Origin of the sequence: Streptomyces sp. Act143 (assembly GCF_003143935.1) — a bacterium.
Lineage (GTDB): Bacteria > Actinomycetota > Actinomycetes > Streptomycetales > Streptomycetaceae > Streptomyces.
The window spans coordinates 8490111-8511543 of record NZ_QFRX01000001.1 but is presented as its reverse complement, the minus strand read 5'-3'; the positions used below and the strand labels follow the sequence as shown (position 1 = coordinate 8511543).

Sequence of the window (21433 nt, the reverse complement as noted above, 5' to 3'; positions counted from 1 at the left end):
GCGCAATCGGACGTAATTCCCGCGTGTCGTGGATGGCCTTCCGATAACCGGCCGGAAAGTGCCAGGAGATGTGTCGCCGGAACCTTTTCCTTCCGATTCCGTGCGGGGCCGGTGGATCTGACGCCGCACAGGAAAAACACGGATCCGCCCCAGAACCCCCGTACGCCCTCTGTCGCTGTGCACGGCGACGCGAGCATCATGACGACACCCGAGGCGCGACAAGCGAAGGGGCGAACCAGCGATGGGGACCGAGACCGTGCAGACGACGGTACGACCCGTGCGGAGCAGGCATCACGGCCGGGTCGTCGTCGACTGGCTCACCACCACCGACCACAAGAAGATCGGCCATCTCTACCTGATCACGTCGTTCGTGTTCTTCCTGATCGGCGGGGTCATGGCGCTGCTGATGCGCGCCGAACTCGCCCGGCCGGGCCTGCAACTCCTCGACAACCAGCAGTTCAACCAGCTGTTCACGATGCACGGCACGATCATGCTGCTGCTGTTCGCGACGCCGAGTTTCGCGGGCTTCGCCAACGAGTTGATGCCGTTGCAGATCGGCGCGCCGGACGTGGCGTTCCCGCGGCTGAACATGCTGTCGTACTGGCTGTTCCTGTTCGGCGGTCTCATCGTGATGGGTTCGCTGCTGGTGCCGTCCGGACCGGCCGCCTTCGGCTGGTTCGCCTACGCGCCGCTCAACAGCATGGAACGCTCGCCGGGTGTCGGCCCCGACCTGTGGATCATGGGCCTGGCGCTGGCCGGTTTCGGCACGATCCTCGGTGCGGTCAACTTCATCACCACCATCATCGGGATGCGCGCGCCCGGCATGACGATGTTCCGGATGCCGGTCTTCACCTGGAACACGCTGTTCACGTCGATCCTGATCCTGATGGCGTTCCCGGTGCTGGCGGCCGCGCTGCTGGTGCTGGAGGCCGACCGCCGGTTCGGCTCGCAGGTGTTCGCGTCGGCCAACGGCGGAGCGCTGCTGTGGCAGCACCTGTTCTGGTTCTTCGGGCATCCCGAGGTCTACATCATCGCGCTGCCGTTCTTCGGGATCATCACGGAGATCCTGCCGGTCTTCAGCCGCAAGCCGCTCTTCGGCTATCTGACGCTGGTCGCGGCGACGATGGCGATCACCGGCCTGTCGATCGTGGTGTGGGCGCACCACATGTTCGTCACCGGCGCGGTGCTGCTGCCGTTCTTCTCCTTCATGACGTTCCTCATCGCCGTCCCGACGGGCGTGAAGTTCTTCAACTGGATCGGCACCATGCTGAAGGGCTCGCTGTCCTTCGAGACGCCGATGCTGTGGGCGTGCGGCTTCCTGGTGACGTTCCTGTTCGGCGGTCTGACCGGGGTGATCCTGGCGTCGCCGCCGCTGGACTTCCACGTCTCGGACAGCTACTTCGTGGTGGCGCACTTCCATTACGTCGTGTTCGGCACGGTCGTCTTCGCGATCTTCGGCGGCTTCTACTTCTGGTGGCCCAAGTTCACCGGCAAGATGCTCGACGAGCGGCTCGGGAAGATCCAGTTCTGGACGCTGTTCGTCGGTTTCCACACCACGTTCCTGGTGCAGCACTGGCTGGGCGCCGAGGGCATGCCGCGCCGGTACGCCGACTATCTCGCCGCCGACGGGTTCACCGCCCTGAACACCCTCTCGACGATCGGCGCGTTCCTGCTCGGCCTCTCGACGCTGCCGTTCCTCTACAACGTCTGGAAGACCGCCAAGTACGGCGAGAAGGTCGACACCGACGACCCCTGGGGTTACGGCCGTTCGCTGGAGTGGGCGACGTCCTGCCCGCCGCCCCGGCACAACTTCACGACGCTGCCACGGATCCGCTCCGAGTCCCCGGCGTTCGACCTGCACCATCCCGAGTACGCGGCGCTGGCTCCGCAGCCCGAGCCAGAGTCCGAGCAAGCCGGCCGTGAGCCGTCCTGATCGCCTCCGTCAGCTCGGCGGGCTCCAGCACCTCGAACTCGAAGCCGGTCATCATCACGTGAATGACCATCACGTCGAGGCTCGCGGCCCCGGTGCGCAGGATGCAGGCGTCGGGTCCGTCCGCCTCCAGTTGCCCCGCGCTCGGTGAGATCCGCTCGGCGGCCTCCTCGACGGGCACCAGCAGCCGGACGACGGCATGGGCGGCGTACGCGCGCGTGGAGACGCCCCGGGAGACGTAGGCGGCGAGGTCCTCGGCGGGCGGGGTGCGCGGGGTGAAACGGGGGCCGTGCGGCGGCTTGGGGGTGACGCGGTCGACGCGGAAGGTCCGCCAGTCGTCCCGGTCGAGGTCCCAGGCGACCAGGTACCAGCGGCGCTCGGTGCACACCAGGCGGTGCGGTTCGACGGTACGGCGGCTGGGCGCGCCCCCGTGGTCGCTGTACTCGAAGCGCAGCCGCTCGGCGTCCCGGCAGAGGTTGGCGAGCTCGGTCAGCACGGCCGGGTCGACGGCGCTCGGCTGCGGGCCGCGCAGCATCGGCACGGTGAACGCGTTCAGCGCGCCCACCCGGCGGCGCAGGCGGTTCGGCAGGACCTGCTCCAGCTTGGCGAGGGCGCGTACCGAGGTCTCGCCGATGCCCTCGATGCCCTGTCCGGCGGCCGTGCGCAGGCCGACGGCGACGGCGACGGCCTCGTCGTCGTCCAGCAGCAGCGGCGGCAGCTCGGCGCCCGCGCCCAGCTGGTAGCCGCCGCCGGTGCCGGGGCTGGCGTTGACGGGGTAGCCCAGCTCGCGCAGCCGGTCGACGTCCCGGCGCACGGTGCGCGGGGTGACACCGAGGCGGTCGGCGAGGTCGGCGCCGGACCATTCGCGGTGGGCCTGGAGGAGCGAGAGCAGGCGCAGGAGTCGTGCCGAGGTCTCCAACATGGGGCCGAGTCTGCCAGCGATCGAGGACAGCCGCGGTCCGCAACGGGTCAGCCGGCGGGGCCGCAGCGGAGACTGAGGTTGCCGTGGCGGGTCTCGTACGGGACGCGGCCGTCGGCGGCCCGCAGGTCCATGACGCCGGGCATCAGACGCCACTCGTCGTCCGCCACGCGCGCGTACGCGTCCCAGCAGCCCTCCGGGAGCAGCACGCTGCTCGGCAGCGCGGCGCGCAGCCTGCCGCCGGTGCCCGGGGTGAGCGGCAGGAACACCTCCTGGTGCCCCTCGCGTCGGCGCAGCACGAGGTGAGCGGCGCCGCCCCTCGCGTCCACGGTGACGTCGAAGGTCAGCCCGCCCGCGGTGTCGGCGATGCAGTCGGCACGCAGGGGTGCCGTCGGCCGGGCCAACGTTGTCATGCGGTACGGATCCTTCCTCGGCTGTGCTGCCTGGTTAGACCCACGACTTTGCCTTTTGGTTGCCTTACTGCCGATAGGAAAGCTGCGGAACGTCGAAGCAGGTGTCGTTCATGTCGCCCTGGGAGACCCACCCCTTCCCGTCCTGCCAGCGGGCCACGGACAGGCAGGTCCGGCGGGTCTTCGGCGGCTCGGCCAGCCGCTCGAACCGGACCGGGAGCAGCAGCCCGTCCGCGGTGTGGTCCGCGCCGTGGTTCATCCGGTCGTCGACGCACGCGCGCGTGATGCCGCCGGCCGTCTTCGCGCAGGCCCTCGCGGTGTCCGTGAACCACATCGCCGCCGCCCACCCCTCCAGCTGCCACTGGGAGTGCGACTTCAGGCCCTTGGTGGCGTCCCGGAACTCCCGTACGGCTGCCTGGCCCGTGTCCTCGTAGTTCCGGCTGGACCCGGTGGCCCACAGGGCGTTGCGGCAGCGCGGGGAGTCCTGGTAGTCGTCGGGGACGTCGGAGGTCCAGTTCTGGACGTTGGTGACCTTGGCGGTGACCCGGACTCCGGCGTCGTCCATCGCCTCGCACAGCCGGGCGTTGCCGTGCGTGTCGATCGCGTCGAACACGAGGTCGACGCCCCGGTCCTTGAGGTCGGCCGCGACGGCACGGAAGTTGGGCAGCGCGAAGTCGACCTGCTCGTTGACGACCTCGTACCCCTCGGCCTTCAGTCCCTGGACGACGAGCCGGGCGTAGGCGGCGGACGCGGCCTGGTTGTACGAGACGACGGCGGCCGTGCGCGCCCCGTGCTCGCGCTTGAAGTACCGGTAGACCTCGGTGCCGCCGTACTGCTTGCCGTCCCAGCCGGTGGTGCCGTTGCGGGGCGCGAGGCTGCCGTAGATGCCGTAGAGGTGCGGCCAGGTGTCGTAGGCGTTGCCGATGGGCTGGCCGCCGATGTCGGGCACGCGCGCGTGGGAGACGCGGGAGGCGCCCGCGTAGTCGAGGGACGTGGTGGCGACCAGGGCGACGACCCGGTCCTCGTCGATCAGCCGGTGGACGCAGGTGTTGTTGCCGACGCCGCTGCCGCCGTCGTCGCACTCCCGCACCTCGACCGGGCGGCCGTCGATGCCCCCGCGCGCGTTGAGACGCTCGAAGTACGCCTTGGCGCCGTCGCGGGGGCCGGTGAAGGTGTCGCCGCCGACCGGGCTGGTGGCGCTGCTGACGATGCCGACGCGGATCGGGCCGGCGTCCTGGGCAGGCGTGGTCCGGTCGCGGGCCTCGAAGTCGCTCTCCGGGAGCCGGCTGCCGCACGCCGTCCCCAGGGCGAGCAGCAGCACCACGGCCGCGGCCTCAGCAGCCCGGCAGGGCCGACGCCGACGCATTCCCGCTCAGCTGGACCAGGGCGCACAGCGTCGTCACGGACACCTTCCAGGTGCCGTCCTGCGCCACGGCCTTCCCGGAGGCGTCCGGCAGGGCGGTGGCACCGTTCAGGAGCAGCGTGTACGTCACGTTCGCCTCGGTCGGCGCGGTGAACTCCACCTCGGTGACCTGGGCCTTCACCTGCCCGCCCCGGTCGTCACCGCTGAAGGCCGCCAGGACGGGGCCCATCTTGTCGCCGTCCTCCAGGACGGCCTGCTTGTCCTTGGTGGACGTCTTGGGGTCGAAGAACTTCTGCCAGTTCTCCTTGATCTCCTTCTCGGCCGCCGCCTCGTCGGCGGGCCCGCTCGCGGAGGGACTGGCGGGCGCGCTCGTCGTCGTCTCCGGGGTCGGGGTGGGCGGCGGGCTGTCGCTGCCGCCACCGCTGTCGTCGCTGCAGGCCGTGAGGGACGCGGCGAGGACGAACACCACCGCCACCAGCCCCCGGCTGCCGTTCCCCCACTTGCGGTCGCTCCCGAGAACCATCTGGCTCACCACCGGGTGTCGGTCCGGGCCATGTGCGCCCGGTGCTTTCAGGGTCAGCTTCCAGAAGGCATAGTGCAAAAGATTGGCCGGCATGGACAGCCACGCGACATGTGGGAGCCAGAGATGCGGACAGCCCGACTGCGGACCGTGCACCCCGCCCAGTGGGCGGGCTGGGCCGCGCTCGCCGCGGGTGCGGTGCTGTGCGTCCTCGGCTGGTACGGCGTCTCCGGCGAGCGGTTCGCCGAACGCCAGCTGCCCTATCTGGCCTCCTGCACGATCCCCGGCGCCGCGCTGATCGTCGCGGGTGCGGTGCTGCTGGCGCGTGGCCGGGACACGATCGCCGCCGCGCGCGTGGAGGAGCTGTACGGCCTCCTGGTGGCCGCCGAGCCGGAGACACCTGCGGAACCGGCCACGGCTCCCCTCGCGATCAGCGTGGATCTGCTGATGGTGCCGGGCGGCACCCTGTGGCACCGCGCGGACTGTCCTCTGGTGGCCGGGAAGGTGGAGGCGGTTCCGGTGGACGCGAAGCTGGTGGCGAGCGGCGAGCTGGGCGCCTGCCCCATCTGCGAGCCCGCCGAAGAGACCGACTGAGGCGCCGCCGCCGATGTCCTCCCTCACCTACGACCTCACGCTCGCCGGCCTGTCCGTCGGCAGCGCCGCCGCGCTCACCGGGATCGGCCTGATCGTGACGTACCGCGCGACGGGCGTCCTCAACTTCGCGCACGGGGCGATCGCCATGGTGTGCGCGTACGTGCTGCGGCAGTGCGTGGTGGAGTGGGGCTGGCCGCTGTGGGCGGGGGCGACGGCGACGCTGCTGGTGCTGGCGCCGGGGCTCGGGGTGGTGCTGGAGCGTTTCGTCTTCCGCCCCCTGTCAGTGCTGGGCGACGATCCCGCGCAGACGCTGGTGGCGTCCATCGGGGTGTTCGTGCTGCTGGTGGGCGGGGCCGCGCTGGTGTGGGGGCAGGGGGCGAGGGACGACGCGCCGGAGCTGGTGTCGGCGGACCCGTGGGGTCAGCTGGCGGTCGCCCTGGTCCTGGCGGCGGGCGTGGGGGCGGTGATCCGCTGGACACGCTTCGGCCGGGAGCTGCGCGCGGTGGTGGACGACCGTCACCTGGCCGTGCTCGGCGGCATCGACGCGGACCGGGTGGCCGCGGCGGGCTGGGCGTTCGGGGCGTTCACGGCGGGTCTGACGGGCGTGCTGCTGGCGCCGTACGTGCGCCTGGACCCGTACGGCCTGCCGCTGCTGGTCATGGAGGTGGTGGCGGTGGCGGTGGCGGCCCGGATGCGCAGCCTGCCGGTGGCGGTGCTGGTGGCGCTGGCCGTGGGTGTGGGACAGAGCCAGCTGACCCGTCTGCACCCGTCCGGCTGGGCCGAGCCGCTGCTCCAGGCGATGGGCGCGAACCTCTTCGTCGTGGCCCTGCTGCTGGCAGCTCTGGCCCTCCCCCGCATCGGCACCCGGGACGCCCTGCCCCGCACGGCCACCGCGCGCGTGCCGACACCGCCGGGCGCCTGGATCGTGGCGGTGGTGCTGTTCCTGCTGCCGCTGGGCTTCGCGGGCTCGGACCTGCACACGTCGGTGCAGGTGCCGGCGCTGGGCGTGGTGCTGCTGTCGCTGGTGGTGGTGACGGGCAGGGGCGGCCAGATCTCCCTCGGCCAGGCGGCGTACGCGGGCCTGGGCGCCCTGTTCACGGCGCTGCTGTCCACGGGCCGCTTCCCGGGCCTCCCCCAGGTGCCCGAACTGCCGGCCCTGGCCCTGTCGGTCCTCCTGGTCGCCCCGCTGGGCCTCCTGACGGGCTGGCCGGCGATCACCCGCCGCGGCCTGGCCCTGGCGCTGGCCACCTTCGCGGTGGGCGTGGGGGTGAGCCGCTTCGTCTTCGCCCAGCCGTACGCCACGGCGGGCCTGGGCCTGGGCCGCCCGGCGGGCTTCGAAGGCGACCGCGCCTACTACGTCCTGGAGCTGGCCCTGCTGGCGGCGGCCCTGTGCGCGACCCGCCTGCTGCGTACGGGCCGCACGGGCCGGGCCCTGGCGGCGATGCGGGACCACGAGTCGGGAGCGTCGGCGGCGGGCGTGCAGGTCCCGTCCTTGAAGCTCCTGGCCTTCGTGGCGGGCGCCGCCCTCGCCGCGCTGGGCGGCGGCATGCTCGGCATGGGCGTACGCGCCTTCGACCCCGGCGCCTTCGACCCGGTCCGCGGCCTGCTCTGGTTCGCCGCGGTCATGGTCCTGGGCGCCGACAGCACCCTGGGCGCCCTGACCGCGGCGGCCCTGCTGGTCGGCCTGGACGCGGGGGCCCGGGGCGGGGTGGCGGCGGCGCTGATCGGCGTGCTGGCGGTGCTGGTGGGCCGGTTCCCGGGGGGACCGTACGAAGCGCTCAGGGCTGGGGTGGAACGGCTGCGGTTGCGGAGGGGGGTACGGCTGACGGCGGCCGGGGTGGAGGTACGGGAACGGCTCAGGTCCACGCAACGGCACGCAGCGCCGCCCGCACGTACCGCCACGGACGCCGAACCCCCGCAGCCACCCACACCCGGCCACGAGCCCCGCACCGCCCGCACGCAGAGGAAACCCGGCACGACCACGGCGCCAACCGCCGACGCCGCCCCACCCCCTCAAGCACCACCCGCACCCCACGACGAGACCCACACCACCCACACACGCAGGAAACCCGGCACAACCGCAGCCGCAACCGCCGACGCCGCTCAACCCCCGCAAGGGCCACCCGCGCCCGGCCACGAGACCCGCACGGGTCGTGCGGGCGGGAAACCGGGCGCGGGTGCGGGCCGTGTGCTCACCACGCACCGTCTCCGCGCCCGCTACGACACCTTCACCGCCCTCGACGGGGTCGACCTCACCGTCCACCCCGGCCGCATCACCGCCGTCATCGGGCCCAACGGCGCCGGAAAGACCACCCTCTTCAACTGCCTCGCCGGCACCCACCGCCCCACCCACGGCGAAGTCCGCTACGCGGGCCAGGACATCACCCGCCTCCCCGCCCACGCCCGCACCCGCCTCGGTGTCGCCCGCACCTTCCAGCAACTCGCCGTCTTCCCCACCCTCACCGTGGCCGAGAACGTGCGCGTGGGCGCCGAACAGAGCCACGCCCCCGACCCGGCCGCCGCCACCCACCAGGCCCTCAGACTCCTCGCCCTGGACGGCCCGCTCAGCGCTCTCCCCGCCGCCGACCTCCCCACCGGCACCCTCCGCCGGGTGGAACTCGCCAGAGCCCTCGCCGGCGCCCCTCGCGTCCTCCTCCTCGACGAACCCGCCGCCGGCCTCGACACCACCGAGGTGACCGCACTGGCCCGTGTCCTGAAGGCCCTCGCCGCCGACGGCACGGCCCTGCTCGTCGTCGAGCACGATCTCGACCTCGTGGCCGACCTCGCGGACGTCGTCCATGTCATGGCCGCGGGCCGCATCATCGCCTCCGGCCCACCCGAGCACGTACTCGACCGCCTCGGTGCCCGGGAGCCCGCCCCATGACGGCCCTCTCCCTGCGCCACGCGCGCGTGCGCTACGGCCCCCTGGAGGCACTCCACGGCATCACCCTCGCCGCCCCCGCCCCCGGCCTCACCGTGCTGCTGGGCCGCAACGGCTCCGGCCGGACGACCGCCCTGCGCGCCCTCGCCGGCACCGTCCCCCTGTCGGGCGGCGCCGTCGTCTGGGACGGCACCGACATCACCCGCACCCCCGCCCACGAACGCGCCCGCCGCGGCCTCCACCTGGTCCCCGAACGCCAGGCGGTGTTCGGCTCCCTCACCGTCCGCGAGAACCTCGAACTGGCCGCGCCGGCCCACGCCCACGCCCCGGCCTTCGAGGCGTACCCCCAGCTGGAGGCCCTCCTCGCGCGCCGCGCGGGCACCCTCTCCGGCGGCGAGCAGCGCATGCTGGCCCTCGCCCGCGCGCTGCTGACCCGCGCGCGTGTCCTCCTCGTCGACGAGCCCACGCAGGGCATGTCGCCGGCGGTCGCGGCCCGCACGTACGCCCTGCTGGCCGGTCTGGACGCCTGCGTGGTCCTGGCGGAACAACGTCTGCCACCCGCCCTGCGCGATCGGGCGGCGCCCCGGACCCCGGTCCTCGTGTACGAACTGCGGCGCGGCGCGGTGGTGTTCAGCGGAGAGGCGGCCGAGCGGGAACCGGAGCGAGCGGCGCCCCGAACACGGCGACAGCCCGGCTCGCGCCCCGCACACCCCCCGAGCCCTTCGGAATGACCAGCAACGTCCCCGCGTTCAGCCGGTCCGGATAGCGCCCGATCATGTCCTTGTTGGCCCGGTACAGCGCCCGCCACCCGCCCGGGACGCGGTACGTGCGGGCGAGTACCGAGAGCGTGTCGCCGCGCTTCACGGTGTGCATCCGGCCCTGGAGCCCGTACCGGCGCGAACAGACCGGCCAGGCCCCCCAGCCCTGTACGGCCAGCACCTCCTGGGCGACCGCGATCTGCTGTGCGCGGGTGGCGAGGTCCGCGCGCGGGGCGTAGGTGAGCCCGCCGAACTCCTCCCAGGTGGGCTGCCAGAACTGGAGCCCGCCGTAGAAGCCGTTGCCGGTATTGACGTTCCAGCGCCCGCTGCTCTCGCACTCCGCGACGCAGGCCCAGGGCCAGCCGTCGCGGGCGCAGTCGTACCGCACGGGTGTCGGGTTCGGGCCGGGGGCCGGGGGCGGCGGGGCCGCGTGCGCGAGGCCGGGGGCGAGTGCGGTGAGCAGGCAGGCCACGGCGAGAAGCTTGCGGAACATCGGCCCACGCTAAGCGGCCCGTCCCGCCGGGCCGTCGATACGCGACCGGCGCGAACAGGGCCCCACCCGGTCGGCGGACCGTCCGGGCGGGGCCCCGTGCCCGGGGAGGGGGAGCAGCTCAGAGTGCGAGTCGCTGCCCGGGCACGATCATGTTCGGATCACCGCCGATGACGTCCCTGTTGGCGGCGTAGAGCTGCCGCCAGGTGGTGCCGTGCCGGGCGGCGATCCCGCTCAGCGTGTCTCCCACGCGGACGGTGTAGTCGCCACGGGACGCGCTGCGGTCCGTGTGGCTCCGGGAACGCGCCGGCGCCTTCGACGGCTCGGAGGGGGCGGATCGGGTGGTGGCCGAGCCGGAGGAGACCGAGGGTGCGCTGCCGTAGGCCCCTGCCCGTGCCGAACAGGTCGGCCACGCGCCCCACCCCTGCGCGCGCTGGACCTTGGTCGCCACGGCGATCTGCTGAGCCTTGCCGGCCTTGTCGGCCGTCGCCGCGTAGGCCGTGCCGCCGTACGCGCGCCAGGTGCCGGCGGAGAACTGGAGCCCGCCGTAGTAGCCGTTTCCGGTGTTGATGTGCCAGTTGCCGCCGCTCTCGCACTGGGCGATGCGGTCCCACACTCCGCCGTCCGCCGCTGCGGCGTTGCCGGTCGCGGCCAGCAGTCCGAGCGGGGCGAGCAGGGCCGCCCCGGCGAGGACCGCCGTCGTGCGGACCGGAGTCTTACGAGCGTTGTCGTGCGTGGTATCGGCACATTCGGACATGAAGTTCCCTCTCGAAGGACCCGGGGTCCCCCAAGGCGGGGCGCACACCCTGCACAGGGACAGGGCCGTGGCGCTCCGCCCCGTCCGCCGGAGACTGGTGCTTCGAGCTGGCTGGTGCGGCCGGCGGACGAACCCGAGCGGTGCTCGTTGCACACGGCCGAGGAATGTAGAGAGGGCGGCTGCCCGGTATCAACCAACTCCTTGTCATTCCAGGCCAGTTCGACGTTACCGAAGGTAGCGGCATTTTCCGGCCACCCACTTCATTCGCTTATTTCCTGATTTTTCAACCAGCCGCCATCGCGATCTGTGACCCACTTCACGCAACCAACTTCCTTGGATTTCCGAAGACTTGACGTTGAGTGCCCGATTCCGCACCGGCGGTGACCCGTTGCGCCGGATGGTTCGATTCCGTTCGCTCTGGAGCGTGACTCCCGCCACAGATCGCCCGTTGTCTTCTTCATGAGCCCGGGACCCACCCGGGCGCCGCTTCCCGAGGGAGTCACCCGTGCCGCGCTTGCTCGACGTCAGCGACGAAGTTCGCGCCGAGATCGGCGACGAAGAAGCCGACCGGCTGCTCGCCGGAGACAACGCCCCCGGCAGTTACGACTGCACGTCCTGCCGCACCCCGGGCGACTCCGAGGCGGAGCGCACCAGCACCGTCCTGTTCATCGGCGACGAGACCGCGGTGCTCGCCTTCGCCCACGCCACCTGTCTGCCCTCGCAGGTCGTCCAGGTGACCGAGGAGCAGCTCCAGGGGGCCGTGCGGTCCATCACCGGCGACTCCGTCGACCTGGAGCCCGCGAAGGTCGCGCCCGAGCAGGCAGTGCTCGGCGTCACCAGCGGACTCGTGCTGATCGCCGGGGAGTTGCACCCGGCGCTCGTGGTCGAGCCGACGGGACCGATCGTGCGCCCGGGTGCGACCGGCGCCGGCGACGACTTCCTGCCGCTCCTCATCGAGCAGGGGTTCATGCCGGTCACCGAGCTGACCGAGGTGCCGCCGGTGCTGCACGGCTGGTCGGTGCTGCTGGCCATGGGCCAACTGCACGCGGTGCTCCAGCCGTCGGCCAACGGCGGGCAGCCGGTGGCCTGGTGGCAGGCGCACCAGCCGCTCCAGGTCACGGAGGGCTGGCGGGCCGCCGCCAACAAGCACCAGCAGGTGCTGATGTTCGCGGCGCCGGTGGGGTCGATCGGCCGTCAGCCGCGCGAGGATCTGCTGCGCGGCGCGATCGACAAGGCCGCCGCCAACGGCAAGCTGGTCGCCTCGGCCCTCCCGCTCGCCGGAACCTGAGCCCGCCGCCGCCGTGCGCCCGAACGCGCCCGCATCCCCTGAACACCGCGGTCGTTTGGACATACGTGCACACCTACGACGTTCCCCGCCGCCCGTCCTTCCAGCCGATCCCGTCGTCGCGGTCGGCCCCGGACCCGCTGGGCGGCCCATCGGCCACACCGATCTACGACGCGCTCTACGCCGAGTACGTCAAGTCCTTCCGGACACTGCCGGGTGACCGCAGCGGTGAGGACGGCCTGGACTTCACCGCGTTCGGGGTCCTCGGGAACCTCCCGCAGGGCGCGGACTCGTACGGCGGACACCGGCCGGGGTCGTTCAGCAGCTCGTACAGCGCCTACAGCGCGGGGGCGCACAGCGCCCGGGTCGGGCAGCAGCAGTCGCAGTGGCAGCGCGTCGGACAGGTCGGGCAGCACGGCACGATGGTGCAGCACGTGCCGGCGCTGCCACCGGGTCAGCGCCGGGGCTTCTGAGAAAGCCGGAAGGGCGGTCCCCCACTGAAACGGGGGCCGCCCTTCGCGCCTGTCGTACGCCTACTTCATCCTGGCGCCTACTTCTTCTTGGCGCCGCGCTTCTCGCGGACCCGCACCGAGATGTGGATCGGGGTGCCCTCGAAGCCGAACTCCTCGCGCAGGCGGCGCTCCACGAAGCGGCGGTAGCCGGCCTCGATGAAGCCGGAGGCGAAGAGCACGAACCGCGGCGGCTTGGTGCCGGCCTGAGTACCGAAGAGGATGCGGGGCTGCTTGCCGCCCCGGATCGGGTGCGGGTGGGCGGCGACCAGCTCACCGAGGAAGGCGTTGAGGCGGCCGGTGGGGACACGCGTCTCCCAGCCCGCCAGCGCCGTCTCGATCGCCGGGACCAGCTTCTCCATGTGGCGGCCGGTGCGCGCCGAGACGTTGACCCGCGGCGCCCACGCCACCTGGCCGAACTCCGTCTCGATCTCCCGCTCCAGGTAGTAGCGGCGCTCCTCGTCGAGGGTGTCCCACTTGTTGTAGGCGATGACCATGGCACGGCCCGCCTCGACGGCCATCGTCACGATCCGCTGGTCCTGCACCGAGATGGACTCGGAGGCGTCGATCAGGATGACCGCCACCTCGGCCTTCTCGACGGCGGCCGCGGTGCGCAGCGAGGCGTAGTAGTCGGCGCCCTGCTGGAGGTGGACGCGCTTGCGGATACCGGCGGTGTCGACGAACTTCCAGGTGACGCCGCCGAGTTCGATCATCTCGTCGACGGGGTCGCGGGTGGTGCCCGCCAGCTCGTTGACGACGACGCGCTCCTCGCCCGCCACCTTGTTCAGGAGGGAGGACTTGCCGACGTTCGGGCGGCCGATGAGGGCGATGCGGCGCGGGCCGCCGATCCCGGCGCCGCCGAAGGTCTGCGCGGGCGCGTCCGGGAGGACCTCCAGGACGGCGTCCAGCATGTCGCCGGTGCCGCGGCCGTGCAGGGCGGAGACGGGGTGCGGCTCGCCGAGGCCGAGGGACCACAGATAGGCGGCGTCCGCCTCCCCGCTGGGCCCGTCCACCTTGTTGGCACAGAGGACGACCGGCTTGCCGGCCTTGCGGAGCAGTCGTACGACCGCCTCGTCGGTGTCGGTCGCGCCCACCTTGGCGTCGACGACGAAGACGACGGCGTCGGACGCCTCGATCGCGTACTCGGCCTGGGCGGCCACGGAGGCGTCGATGCCGAGGACGTCCTGCTCCCAGCCGCCGGTGTCGACGACCTTGAAGCGGCGGCCCGCCCACTCGGCCTCGTAGGTGACCCGGTCCCGGGTGACGCCGGGCTTGTCCTCCACCACGGCCTCACGGCGGCCGATGATGCGGTTCACCAGGGTCGACTTGCCGACGTTCGGGCGGCCGACGACGGCCAGCACGGGCAGCGGTCCATGACCGGCCTCCTCGATCGCGCCCTCGACGTCCTCGAGATCGAAGCCCTCTTCCGCGGCGAGCTCCATGAACTCCGCGTACTCGGCGTCGCCAAGCGCTCCGTGGTCGTGCTGCTCGCCCGAGCCATCGGAATGGATGTGGTCGTTCATGAAGTCCGTACCTCGTTCATCGTGGTGATCGGTGGATCAACCGGTTTCTCCGATTTTGATCCACTACTCAGTGTCGCCTAGCGCCCGGTCAGGCGCCTGGCGTTTTCCAGGTGCGCGGTGAGCTGCTTCTGGATGCGCTCGGTCGCCTCGTCGAGGGCCTTGCGGGTGCGCCGCCCGGAGCCGTCGCCCGCCTCGAACGGGTCGCCGAAGACCACGTCGACGCGGCTGCGCAGCGGAGGCAGCCCCTTTATCAACCGTCCCCGCTTCTCGGAACTTCCCAGCACCGCGACCGGGACGATCGGGGCGCCGCTGCGGACCGCGAAGTAGGCGAGCCCGGCGCGCAGTGCGGCGAAGTCGCCCTCACCGCGGGTGCCCTCCGGGAAGATCCCGAGCACACCGCCGGCCGAGAGCACGTCCAGGGCCTGGGTGATGGCCGTGCGGTCGGTACCCGAGCGGTCGACCTTGACCTGTCCGATACCGAGCAGGAACGGGTCGAGCGGGCCGATGAACGCTTCCTTCTTGATCAGGAAGTGCGTCGGCCGGGGCGCGACACCCATGACCATCGGGCCGTCGATGTTGTGGGAGTGGTTGACCGCGAGGATCACCGGGCCGGACGCGGGCACCTTCCAGGCACCCAGCACCCGCGGCTTCCACAGCCCGTACATCAGGCCGACGCCGATCCGCCGCCCGACCTCGGCGCCCTTCACGGAGGGAGTGGTCACTTCCCGGCCCGCTTCTCCTCGACGAGGGTGACGACGCACTCGATGACCTGCGCCAGCGTGAGCTCGGTGGTGTCCACCTCGACCGCGTCGTCCGCCTTGGCGAGCGGCGAGGTCTTGCGGGAGGAGTCCGCCGCGTCCCGCTTGACGAGGGCCTCACGGGTGGCGTTGACGTCGGCGCCCTTGAGCTCACCGCTGCGGCGGGCGGCGCGCGCCTCCGGCGAGGCGGTGAGGAAGATCTTGAGGTCGGCGTCGGGCAGCACGGTCGTACCGATGTCCCGGCCCTCGACGACGATGCCGTTCTCCGCGGAGGCGGCGATGGACCGCTGCAGCTCGGTGACCCGGGCCCGCACCTCCGGCACCGCGCTGACCGCGCTGACCTTCGAGGTGACCTCCTGGGTGCGGATCGGGCCCGCGACGTCGGTGCCGTCGACGGTGATCGTCGGGTTGCCCGGGTCGGTGCCGGAGACGATCTCGGCCTTGCCCGCCACGGCGGCGATCGCGGACGGGTCCTCGATGTCGATCCCGTTGGTCACCATCCACCACGTGATCGCCCGGTACTGGGCGCCGGTGTCCAGGTAGCTCAGACCGAGCTGCGCGGCGACGGCCTTCGACGTGCTCGACTTGCCGGTGCCGGAGGGACCGTCGATGGCGACGATCACGGGCTGGGCGGCGCCGTTTTCCACGGGGGGACACCTTCCTGGTGCGGTGTGGTGGGGTGACGGGGCGGGAAAGTGCCCCGCACAAGGGTACTGGCTCGCCAGAGGCGTCCTTACGGGCGGATGAACCGCCTCCGGCCCGGCGGAGTCACTGGCGGATGGACCAGCCCCGCTCCCGCAGGGCCGCCGTCAGGACCGGCGCCGCCTGCGGCTCCACCATCAGCTGCACCAGACCCGCCTGCTGCCCGGTCGCGTGCTCGATGCGTACGTCCTCGATGTTGACCCCGGCCCGTCCCGCGTCCGCGAAGATGCGGGCCAGCTGACCGGGCTGGTCGTCGATGAGGACGGCCACGATCTCGTACGCCCGCGGCGCCGAGCCGTGCTTGCCGGGTACCCGCACCTGGCCGGCCTTCCCGCGCCGCAGGATGTCCTCGATGCCGACGGCACCGACCCCGCGCTTGGCCTCGTCGGAGGACTGCAGGGCCCGCAGGGCCTGCACCGTCTCCTCCAGGTCGGCGGCGACGTCGGAGAGCAGGTCGGCGACCGGCCCGGGGTTGGCGGACAGGATGTCGACCCACATCCGGGGTTCGGAGGCGGCGATCCGGGTCACGTCCCGGATGCCCTGCCCGCACAGCCGTACGGCGGACTCCTCGGCGTGCTCCAGACGCGCGGCGACCATGTTGGAGACGAGGTGCGGCATGTGGGAGACGAGCGCCACGGCGCGGTCGTGGGCGTCGGCGTCCATGACCACCGGCACCGCGCGGCAGTGCGAGACCAGCTCCAGGGCCAGGTTCAGCACCTCGGTGTCGGTGTCCCGGGTCGGCGTCAGCACCCAGGGGCGGCCCTCGAAGAGGTCGCCGGTGGCGGCCAGCGGGCCGGACTTCTCGCGGCCCGACATGGGGTGCGTGCCGATGTACGACGCGAGGTCCAGGCCCAGCGCCTCCAGCTCGCGGCGCGGGCCGCCCTTGACGCTGGCCACGTCGATGTAGCCGCGGGCGAGCCCGCGGCGCATGGCGTCCGCGAGCACGCCGGCCACATGGGCGGGCGGGGCGGCGACGATCGCGAGGTCGACGGGACCGTCCGGGGCCTCGTCCGTGCCGGCGCCCAGCGCTGCCGCCGTACGGGCCTGCTCGGGGTCGTGGTCGGCGAGGTGCACGGTGACGCCCCGCTGGGTCAGGGCGAGCGCGGCGGAGGTGCCGATGAGGCCGGTGCCGATGACGAGTGCGGTTCTCACTGGGCGATGTCCTTGCGCAGGGCGGCGGCGGCACCGAGGTAGACGTGGTTGATGTCGGCGCGGGGCCGGTCGGACTCGATGTGCGCGAGAATCCGCACGACGCGGGGCATGGCGCCCTCGATGTCGAGTTCCTGGGCGCAGATCAGCGGTACGTCGGCGAACCCGGCGAGCTTGCGGGCCGCGGCGGCCGGGAAGTCGCTGTGCAGGTCCGGCGTGGCCGTGAACCAGACGCTGATGACGTCGTCCGCGGTGAGGTCGTTCCGCTCCAGGACGGCGGTGAGCAGGGCTCCGACCTGCTCGTCCATGTGACCGGCGTCGTCCCGTTCGAGCTGGACGGCGCCCCGGACCGCTCGTACCGCCACGGCGATGCTCCTTGCTGATGTACGGCTCTTGGTACATCCAGCCTAGTCAGCCCGCGTGGGGGCGGGCGCACGGCGCCCGCCCGCTGAGACGGGCGCGGTGCGCTGCGCGCCGCTACACGGTCTGCTGCCTGATGAGCTCCTCCAGAGAGGCGGGCACCTCCCCGTTCGGGGTCAGCCGGTCGACGGCCTGCGGCAGCTCCTGGGCGAGTGCGTCGGCGGCCTGGTCCGGGGAGACGCCCGCCTCCTCCGCCACCTGCCGGAGGGTGTCGCCGGGCAGCGCCTGCTGGAGCTGCGGACCGGTCACCGGCTGGTTCTCGCCGGTGCCGAGCCAGGAGTCCTTCTGCTCGGCGAGACCCGACCTGGCCAGGGTGTCGAGCAGTCCGCCCAGCGGGTTGTCGCCGTTGCCGCCCTGCTTGCCGAGGGCGGAGAGCAGCGCGCCCAGGATGTCGCCCCCGTGGGCGCTGCCGCCCGAGCCGAGCAGACTGCCCAGCAGACCACCGAGATCATTTCCCGCCATGATCAGACGCCTTTCGGGAGTGCGGATGCAGACAATGTCACCCGAATGTCACAGCTCCGCTACTTGGGGCGAAAACGCACCGATGCGCCCCTGGACTCGGGGCCCCGGTTCCGCTCTCATGACAGGAAGCCCGCCTCGGGGGAGGCCCTTTCATGAAGCGTTCCGGACCGCTGCTCACTCTTCTCGCGGGTCTGCTGCTAGGCCTGTTCATGCTGTCGCTCAACGCGACGACGGGCGAGAAGAAGACGTCGGCGTCGGTGACGGAGTCACCGAGCCCCAAGGCGTCGTCACCGCCCACGACCCCGTCGCCGTCCCCGCCGCCCTCGCCCTCGAAGTCGCCGGTCCCGAACGCCGACTACGCCGGCCGCACCGACGACGACTCCTCCGCGGTCGCCGTGTCCCTGCGCGACGGCAGGGCGATCGCGTACTTCTGCGACGGCCGGGACAAGGAGTCGTGGCTCAAGGGTGACGTCGAGGACGACGGCAGCATGAAGCTCACCGGCAAGGGCGGCGCCGAGCTGAACGGCACGCTGAAGCAGGGCAAGCGGATCAGCGGCACGGTCGACATCGGCGGCGGGCACTACACGTTCACCGCGGACAAGGCGATCAAACCGTCCGGCCTGTACCGGGCGACGGCCACCGTGCGGAGCGCGAAGTTCGACGGCGGCTGGATCGTCCTGAAGGACGGCACCCAGGTCGGCATCCTCAACAAGAACGGCAAGCCCTCCCCCGCCCCCGAGATCGACCCGGAGACCGGCGCGGTGACGATCGACGGCCGGCAGCTCACGGCCCGCCCCGTCACACCCTGATCGCCTTCAGCCCTGGGAGCCGACCATGACCGTCGACCCGAACGCCGCCACCCAAGGATTTCCGTCCCCGCAGCCCGACCACCGGCAGCCGGGCGCGGCCCGCTATCTGATCCCGGCCCTGGTCGCCGCCGCGGTGGCGGTTGCCCTCGGCGTGTACGGCAAGGTCCACGACCCGGCGGGCACCGCCTTCAACCTCGCCGGCTTCAGCAGCACGGGAGCCGTGAAGTCCTGGCTGGCGACGGTCGCGGTGTTCTTCGCGCTGGTCCAGCTCACCTCCGCGCTGATGATGTACGGCAAGCTGCCGGGCCCGAGCTGGTCCGGGACGCTGCACCGCTGGTCGGGCCGGGCGGCGTTCCTGGTGGCGGTGCCGGTGGCGGTGCACTGCCTGTACGCGCTCGGCTATCAGACGTACGAAACGCGCGTTTTCTGGCACTCCCTCCTGGGTTGCTTCTTCTTCGGCGCCTTCAGTGCCAAGATGCTGCTGCTCCGCTCGGAGCGCCTTCCCGACTGGCTGCTGCCGATCGTCGGCGGGCTCGTCTTCGCCGCGCTCACGATCCTCTGGCTGACCTCCGCCCTCTGGTTCTTCCGCACGTTCGGAGTGACGACATGACGATGCAAGGCCCGACGCGACGTTCGGTGCTCCTCGCGACGGGCGCGGCGGCGTTCACCGTGGGGTGCGGCCAGTACGGCGACGAGAACGACTCCGGCTCCGGGACGGTCGAGGCCTCCGCGGGAACCGAGTTGGCGAAGACGAGCGACATCCCGGTCGGCGGCGGCAAGATCTTCGAGGACGAGAAGGTCGTCGTCACCCAGCCGGAGAAGGGCGAGTTCAAGGCCTTCACCAACATCTGCACCCATCAGCAGTGCCCGGTGGCGAGCGTGTCGGGCGGCACCATCAACTGCAACTGCCACGGCAGCAAGTTCAGCATCAAGGACGGCTCGGTGGTCCACCCGCCGGCGCCCCGCCCCCTGGCCGAGAAGAAGATCGCGGTCGAGGGCGACTCGATCAAACTGGCCTAGCCCCGCTCCGCTAGGCCGTGTTTTAGAAGTGGGCCTCGCCCCTTGCCCTGTGCCGTGATGATCGCGGTGTGGGGCGAGGGGATCTTTCTGACGGGCAGTGGGCTGTGCTGGAGCCGCTGTTGCCGGTCGCGGTGCTGGGGCGGCCATCGTTGGGTCGGCGGAGACTGATCGACGGGATCCGTTGGCGGGTGCGGACCGGTGCTCCGTGGCGGGATCTGCCGTCGGGGTACGGGCCGTGGCAGACCGTCTACGGGCTCTTTCGCCGCTGGCAACGTGACGGTACCTGGCCCGAACTGCTGACCCGGCTGCAGGCCCGGGCGGATGCGGACGGGCTGATCACGTGGGAGATGGCCGCCCGCGACTTCCCCGGACGGCCCACCAAGCAGGTCAGCGAGTTCTAAAACACGCCCTAGTCCCAGAGCGCGCCGAGCGTCACCAGCTCGCTCTGGTACTCGATCCGGTCCGCCCATGCGACGGGCCAGGCGTCGGCGCCGTGGTACGCCCCCGCGAACGCGCCCGTCAGGCAGGCGATCGAGTCGGAGTCACCGGAGCTGCAAGCGGCCCGCCGCAGCGCCGTCACCGGCTCGTCGACGAAGAGCAGGAAGCACAACAGCCCGGTCGCCAGTGCCTCTTCGGCGATCCACCCCGCGCCGGTGGCCAGACACGGGTCGGTCTCCGGCGAGACGGTACGGACGGCTTCCCGCAGCCGGTCCAGGATCTGCAGACACTCGTCCCAGCCGCGTGCGATGAAGTGCTCGGGCGTCGGGTCCTGACTCCGGGTCCACAGGTCGCCGAGCCAACGCTCCTGGTAGCGGGCGCGGTTCTCGATGGCGTACGACCGCAGCAGCCCGACCAGCCCGGTCGGCTCGGCTCCTTGCGCGAGCAGCCGTACGGCGTGCGCGGTGAGGTCGGAGGCGGCGAGCGCGGTGGGGTGGCCGTGGGTGAGCGCGGACTGCAACTGGGCGGCGCCGGAACGCTGTTCGTCACTCAGGCCGGGGGCGAGCCCGATGGGCGCGACGCGCATGTTGGCGCCGCAGCCCTTGGAGCCGAGCTGGCTGGCGTCCTGCCAAGGACCGGGGCCTTCCAGCAGATCGCACGCCGCGAGGCAGGTGCGTCCCGGAGCGCGGTTGTTCTCCGGGGAGCGGTTCCAGGCGATGAACTCCGGTCGCAGGGCGGCCGCCAGCCCCTGGGGGCCGAGCGCCCCCCGGTCCGTGGCGGTCCGCAGAGCGCGCCCGACCGCCAGCGTCATCTGGGTGTCGTCGGAGACGAACGCGCGGCTCGGCAGCGGCATCTCCCGCCACGGCCCGCACTTGGCGAGGATCGACGGCACGTCGTTGAACTCGGTCGGAAAGCCGAGCGCGTCCCCGAGGGCGAGCCCGATGAGCGTGCCGGTCGCGGCGCGCTTCCTGACGGTGGTAGCGGTCATGCGGGGCGTCCTTCCCGGGACGGTCGGAGGAGGGGCGGGTGCAGGGCGGTGGCCGGTCCCGCGCGGTAGAGGGCCGCCGGTTTGCCGCGGCCGCCGGTCAATCTCGCGGCGCCGGGGACCTGTTCGACGAAGCCGGGCGTGGCAAGCACCTTGCGGCGGAAGTTGGGGCGGTCGAGCGCGGTGCCCCACACGGTCTCGTAGACCTGCTGGAGCTCACCGAGGGTGAACTCGGCCGGGCAGAAGGCGGTGGCGAGGCAGCTGTACTCCAGCTTGGCGCCGACCCGGTCGTGCGCGTCGGCGAGGATGCGGTCGTGGTCGAAGGCGAGCGGCCGGGCCGTGCCGTACGGCACCCAGCGGGCGTCGGCCGCGTCGCTGCCGCCGTGCGGCTCGGGCGCGTCGGGCAGCAGGGCGGCGAAAGCGACGGAGACGACCCGCATCCGGGGGTCACGGTCGGGCTCGCTGTAGGTGCGCAGTTGCTCCAGGTGCAGCCCGGAGACGTCGAACAGGCCGGTCTCCTCGGCGAGTTCGCGCCGGGCCGCCGTCTCGGCGGACTCGTCCGGCCGCACGAAGCCGCCGGGCAGCGCCCAGCGGCCGGCGTACGGCTCCTCCCCGCGCTCGACGAGCAGTACGTGCAGGGCGCCCGCGCGCAGGGTGAGGACGGCGAGGTCGACGGTGACGGCGAAGGGCTCGTAGGCGTACTTGTCGTAAGCGGCCATGCCCAGCCCCCCTCCTTTAATAGTCAGGACGA

Annotated in this window: 23 protein-coding genes and 1 pseudogene; 10 read left to right on the top strand and 14 right to left on the bottom strand. The window is 72.1% G+C overall.

The genetic code is table 11. The annotated features are described in order from the left end of the window. Nucleotides 1-241: 241 nt before the first annotated feature. Nucleotides 242-1768: pseudogene (gene ctaD / locus DI272_RS38895) on the top strand (cytochrome c oxidase subunit I); the annotation flags it as partial. Nucleotides 1769-1811: 43 nt separating this feature from the next. On the opposite strand, the gene DI272_RS38890 reads toward ctaD, so the two are convergent. The 4 genes from DI272_RS38890 to DI272_RS38875 form a co-directional block, all read right to left on the bottom strand. Beyond that, a complete protein-coding gene (locus DI272_RS38890) occupies nt 1812-2852 on the bottom strand; it encodes a YafY family protein (protein ID WP_109499869.1) in 1041 nt (346 codons plus the stop codon). Nucleotides 2853-2899: 47 nt separating this feature from the next. Beyond that, complete coding sequence (locus DI272_RS38885; RefSeq protein ID WP_109499868.1) at nt 2900-3262, bottom strand: hypothetical protein; 363 nt, start codon at nt 3260-3262, stop codon at nt 2900-2902. A gap of 64 nt (nt 3263-3326) precedes the next feature. Further along, entirely contained in the window at nt 3327-4625 is a 1299-nt protein-coding gene (locus DI272_RS38880) for an ABC transporter substrate-binding protein (RefSeq protein WP_109499867.1), read from the bottom strand. After that, complete coding sequence (locus DI272_RS38875) at nt 4594-5145, bottom strand: hypothetical protein (RefSeq protein WP_181387458.1); 552 nt, start codon at nt 5143-5145, stop codon at nt 4594-4596. The genes DI272_RS38880 and DI272_RS38875 overlap by 32 nt, the downstream gene beginning before the upstream one ends. 123 nt (nt 5146-5268) lie before the next feature. Between DI272_RS38875 and DI272_RS38870 the strand changes: the two genes are divergently transcribed. The 3 genes from DI272_RS38870 to DI272_RS38860 are packed head-to-tail and all read left to right on the top strand — an operon-like array spanning nt 5269 to nt 9348. After that, the gene (locus tag DI272_RS38870) at nt 5269-5736 is read left to right on the top strand and encodes a hypothetical protein (protein WP_109499865.1); all 468 of its coding nucleotides are present in this window, start codon (nt 5269-5271) and stop codon (nt 5734-5736) included. A 13-nt stretch (nt 5737-5749) separates the two neighbouring features. After that, complete coding sequence (locus tag DI272_RS38865; protein WP_109499864.1) at nt 5750-8620, top strand: ATP-binding cassette domain-containing protein; 2871 nt, start codon at nt 5750-5752, stop codon at nt 8618-8620. Beyond that, nucleotides 8617-9348: an ABC transporter ATP-binding protein gene (locus DI272_RS38860; protein ID WP_109499863.1), complete on the top strand. Its 732-nt coding sequence runs from the start codon at nt 8617-8619 to the stop codon at nt 9346-9348. Before DI272_RS38865 ends, DI272_RS38860 begins: the two co-directional genes overlap by 4 nt. Here DI272_RS38860 and DI272_RS38855 read toward each other — a convergent pair. Beyond that, a complete protein-coding gene (locus DI272_RS38855; RefSeq protein WP_109499862.1) occupies nt 9248-9868 on the bottom strand; it encodes a transglycosylase family protein in 621 nt (206 codons plus the stop codon). The two genes, DI272_RS38860 and DI272_RS38855, sit on opposite strands and share 101 nt — an antisense overlap. A gap of 118 nt (nt 9869-9986) precedes the next feature. Continuing rightward, nucleotides 9987-10622: a transglycosylase family protein gene (locus tag DI272_RS38850; protein WP_109499861.1), complete on the bottom strand. Its 636-nt coding sequence runs from the start codon at nt 10620-10622 to the stop codon at nt 9987-9989. A gap of 505 nt (nt 10623-11127) precedes the next feature. Here DI272_RS38850 and DI272_RS38845 point away from each other — a divergent pair. Both DI272_RS38845 and DI272_RS38840 read left to right on the top strand, forming a co-directional pair. Next, nucleotides 11128-11910, top strand: a complete 783-nt coding sequence (locus tag DI272_RS38845; RefSeq protein ID WP_109499860.1) for a hypothetical protein — start codon at nt 11128-11130, stop codon at nt 11908-11910. A gap of 65 nt (nt 11911-11975) precedes the next feature. Then, a complete protein-coding gene (locus DI272_RS38840; RefSeq protein WP_109499859.1) occupies nt 11976-12380 on the top strand; it encodes a hypothetical protein in 405 nt (134 codons plus the stop codon). A 77-nt stretch (nt 12381-12457) separates the two neighbouring features. Here the strand turns inward: DI272_RS38840 and der are convergent, their stop codons facing one another. From der to DI272_RS38810, 6 genes are all read right to left on the bottom strand, one after another. Further along, entirely contained in the window at nt 12458-13939 is a 1482-nt protein-coding gene (gene der, locus DI272_RS38835) for a ribosome biogenesis GTPase Der (protein ID WP_109499858.1), read from the bottom strand. Nucleotides 13940-14016: 77 nt separating this feature from the next. Then, entirely contained in the window at nt 14017-14700 is a 684-nt protein-coding gene (locus tag DI272_RS38830) for a 1-acyl-sn-glycerol-3-phosphate acyltransferase (protein WP_109499857.1), read from the bottom strand. After that, nucleotides 14658-15344 (bottom strand): (d)CMP kinase, encoded by a 687-nt coding sequence (gene cmk, locus DI272_RS38825; protein WP_109499856.1) that lies wholly within the window; start codon nt 15342-15344, stop codon nt 14658-14660. The genes DI272_RS38830 and cmk overlap by 43 nt, the downstream gene beginning before the upstream one ends. Before the next feature lie 121 nt (nt 15345-15465). Then, nucleotides 15466-16551, bottom strand: coding sequence for a prephenate dehydrogenase (locus tag DI272_RS38820; protein ID WP_109499855.1), 1086 nt, complete (start codon nt 16549-16551; stop codon nt 15466-15468). Beyond that, nucleotides 16548-16913, bottom strand: coding sequence for a chorismate mutase (aroH, locus tag DI272_RS38815; protein ID WP_109499854.1), 366 nt, complete (start codon nt 16911-16913; stop codon nt 16548-16550). Before aroH ends, DI272_RS38820 begins: the two co-directional genes overlap by 4 nt. Before the next feature lie 112 nt (nt 16914-17025). Then, nucleotides 17026-17430, bottom strand: coding sequence for a YidB family protein (locus tag DI272_RS38810; protein WP_109499853.1), 405 nt, complete (start codon nt 17428-17430; stop codon nt 17026-17028). Between the two features lie 152 nt (nt 17431-17582). On the opposite strand from DI272_RS38810, the gene DI272_RS38805 reads away from it, so the two are divergent. The 4 genes from DI272_RS38805 (at nt 17583) to DI272_RS38790 (ending at nt 19660) form a co-directional block, all read left to right on the top strand. Further along, complete coding sequence (locus DI272_RS38805; protein ID WP_109499852.1) at nt 17583-18239, top strand: hypothetical protein; 657 nt, start codon at nt 17583-17585, stop codon at nt 18237-18239. 25 nt (nt 18240-18264) lie between these two features. After that, nucleotides 18265-18849: a DUF6529 family protein gene (locus DI272_RS38800; protein WP_109499851.1), complete on the top strand. Its 585-nt coding sequence runs from the start codon at nt 18265-18267 to the stop codon at nt 18847-18849. After that, a complete protein-coding gene (locus DI272_RS38795) occupies nt 18846-19259 on the top strand; it encodes a Rieske (2Fe-2S) protein (protein WP_109499850.1) in 414 nt (137 codons plus the stop codon). Before DI272_RS38800 ends, DI272_RS38795 begins: the two co-directional genes overlap by 4 nt. A gap of 68 nt (nt 19260-19327) precedes the next feature. Next, the gene (locus tag DI272_RS38790; protein ID WP_258314805.1) at nt 19328-19660 is read left to right on the top strand and encodes a transposase; all 333 of its coding nucleotides are present in this window, start codon (nt 19328-19330) and stop codon (nt 19658-19660) included. 8 nt (nt 19661-19668) lie between these two features. On the opposite strand, the gene DI272_RS38785 is transcribed toward DI272_RS38790, so the two are convergent. Then, nucleotides 19669-20685, bottom strand: a complete 1017-nt coding sequence (locus DI272_RS38785) for an ADP-ribosylglycohydrolase family protein (RefSeq protein WP_109499849.1) — start codon at nt 20683-20685, stop codon at nt 19669-19671. Continuing rightward, a complete protein-coding gene (locus tag DI272_RS38780) occupies nt 20682-21401 on the bottom strand; it encodes an NUDIX domain-containing protein (RefSeq protein WP_109499848.1) in 720 nt (239 codons plus the stop codon). Before DI272_RS38780 ends, DI272_RS38785 begins: the two co-directional genes overlap by 4 nt. Nucleotides 21402-21433: the final 32 nt, after the last annotated feature.

What these genes read in the sequence shown, in the direction of transcription:
- DI272_RS38875 (WP_181387458.1), bottom strand. Translation starts at nt 5,145, where the DNA reads ATGGTTCTCGGGAGCGACCGCAAGTGGGGGAACGGCAGCCGGGGGCTG.
- DI272_RS38855 (WP_109499862.1), bottom strand. Translation starts at nt 9,868, where the DNA reads ATGTTCCGCAAGCTTCTCGCCGTGGCCTGCCTGCTCACCGCACTCGCC.
- DI272_RS38785 (WP_109499849.1), bottom strand. Translation starts at nt 20,685, where the DNA reads ATGACCGCTACCACCGTCAGGAAGCGCGCCGCGACCGGCACGCTCATC.
- DI272_RS38860 (WP_109499863.1), top strand. Translation starts at nt 8,617, where the DNA reads ATGACGGCCCTCTCCCTGCGCCACGCGCGCGTGCGCTACGGCCCCCTG.
- DI272_RS38865 (WP_109499864.1), top strand. Translation starts at nt 5,750, where the DNA reads ATGTCCTCCCTCACCTACGACCTCACGCTCGCCGGCCTGTCCGTCGGC.
- DI272_RS38850 (WP_109499861.1), bottom strand. Translation starts at nt 10,622, where the DNA reads ATGTCCGAATGTGCCGATACCACGCACGACAACGCTCGTAAGACTCCG.
- DI272_RS38780 (WP_109499848.1), bottom strand. Translation starts at nt 21,401, where the DNA reads ATGGCCGCTTACGACAAGTACGCCTACGAGCCCTTCGCCGTCACCGTC.
- DI272_RS38805 (WP_109499852.1), top strand. Translation starts at nt 17,583, where the DNA reads ATGAAGCGTTCCGGACCGCTGCTCACTCTTCTCGCGGGTCTGCTGCTA.
- DI272_RS38885 (WP_109499868.1), bottom strand. Translation starts at nt 3,262, where the DNA reads ATGACAACGTTGGCCCGGCCGACGGCACCCCTGCGTGCCGACTGCATC.
- DI272_RS38800 (WP_109499851.1), top strand. Translation starts at nt 18,265, where the DNA reads ATGACCGTCGACCCGAACGCCGCCACCCAAGGATTTCCGTCCCCGCAG.
- DI272_RS38870 (WP_109499865.1), top strand. Translation starts at nt 5,269, where the DNA reads ATGCGGACAGCCCGACTGCGGACCGTGCACCCCGCCCAGTGGGCGGGC.
- DI272_RS38890 (WP_109499869.1), bottom strand. Translation starts at nt 2,852, where the DNA reads ATGTTGGAGACCTCGGCACGACTCCTGCGCCTGCTCTCGCTCCTCCAG.
- DI272_RS38880 (WP_109499867.1), bottom strand. Translation starts at nt 4,625, where the DNA reads ATGCGTCGGCGTCGGCCCTGCCGGGCTGCTGAGGCCGCGGCCGTGGTG.
- DI272_RS38795 (WP_109499850.1), top strand. Translation starts at nt 18,846, where the DNA reads ATGACGATGCAAGGCCCGACGCGACGTTCGGTGCTCCTCGCGACGGGC.
- der (WP_109499858.1), bottom strand. Translation starts at nt 13,939, where the DNA reads ATGAACGACCACATCCATTCCGATGGCTCGGGCGAGCAGCACGACCAC.
- DI272_RS38810 (WP_109499853.1), bottom strand. Translation starts at nt 17,430, where the DNA reads ATGGCGGGAAATGATCTCGGTGGTCTGCTGGGCAGTCTGCTCGGCTCG.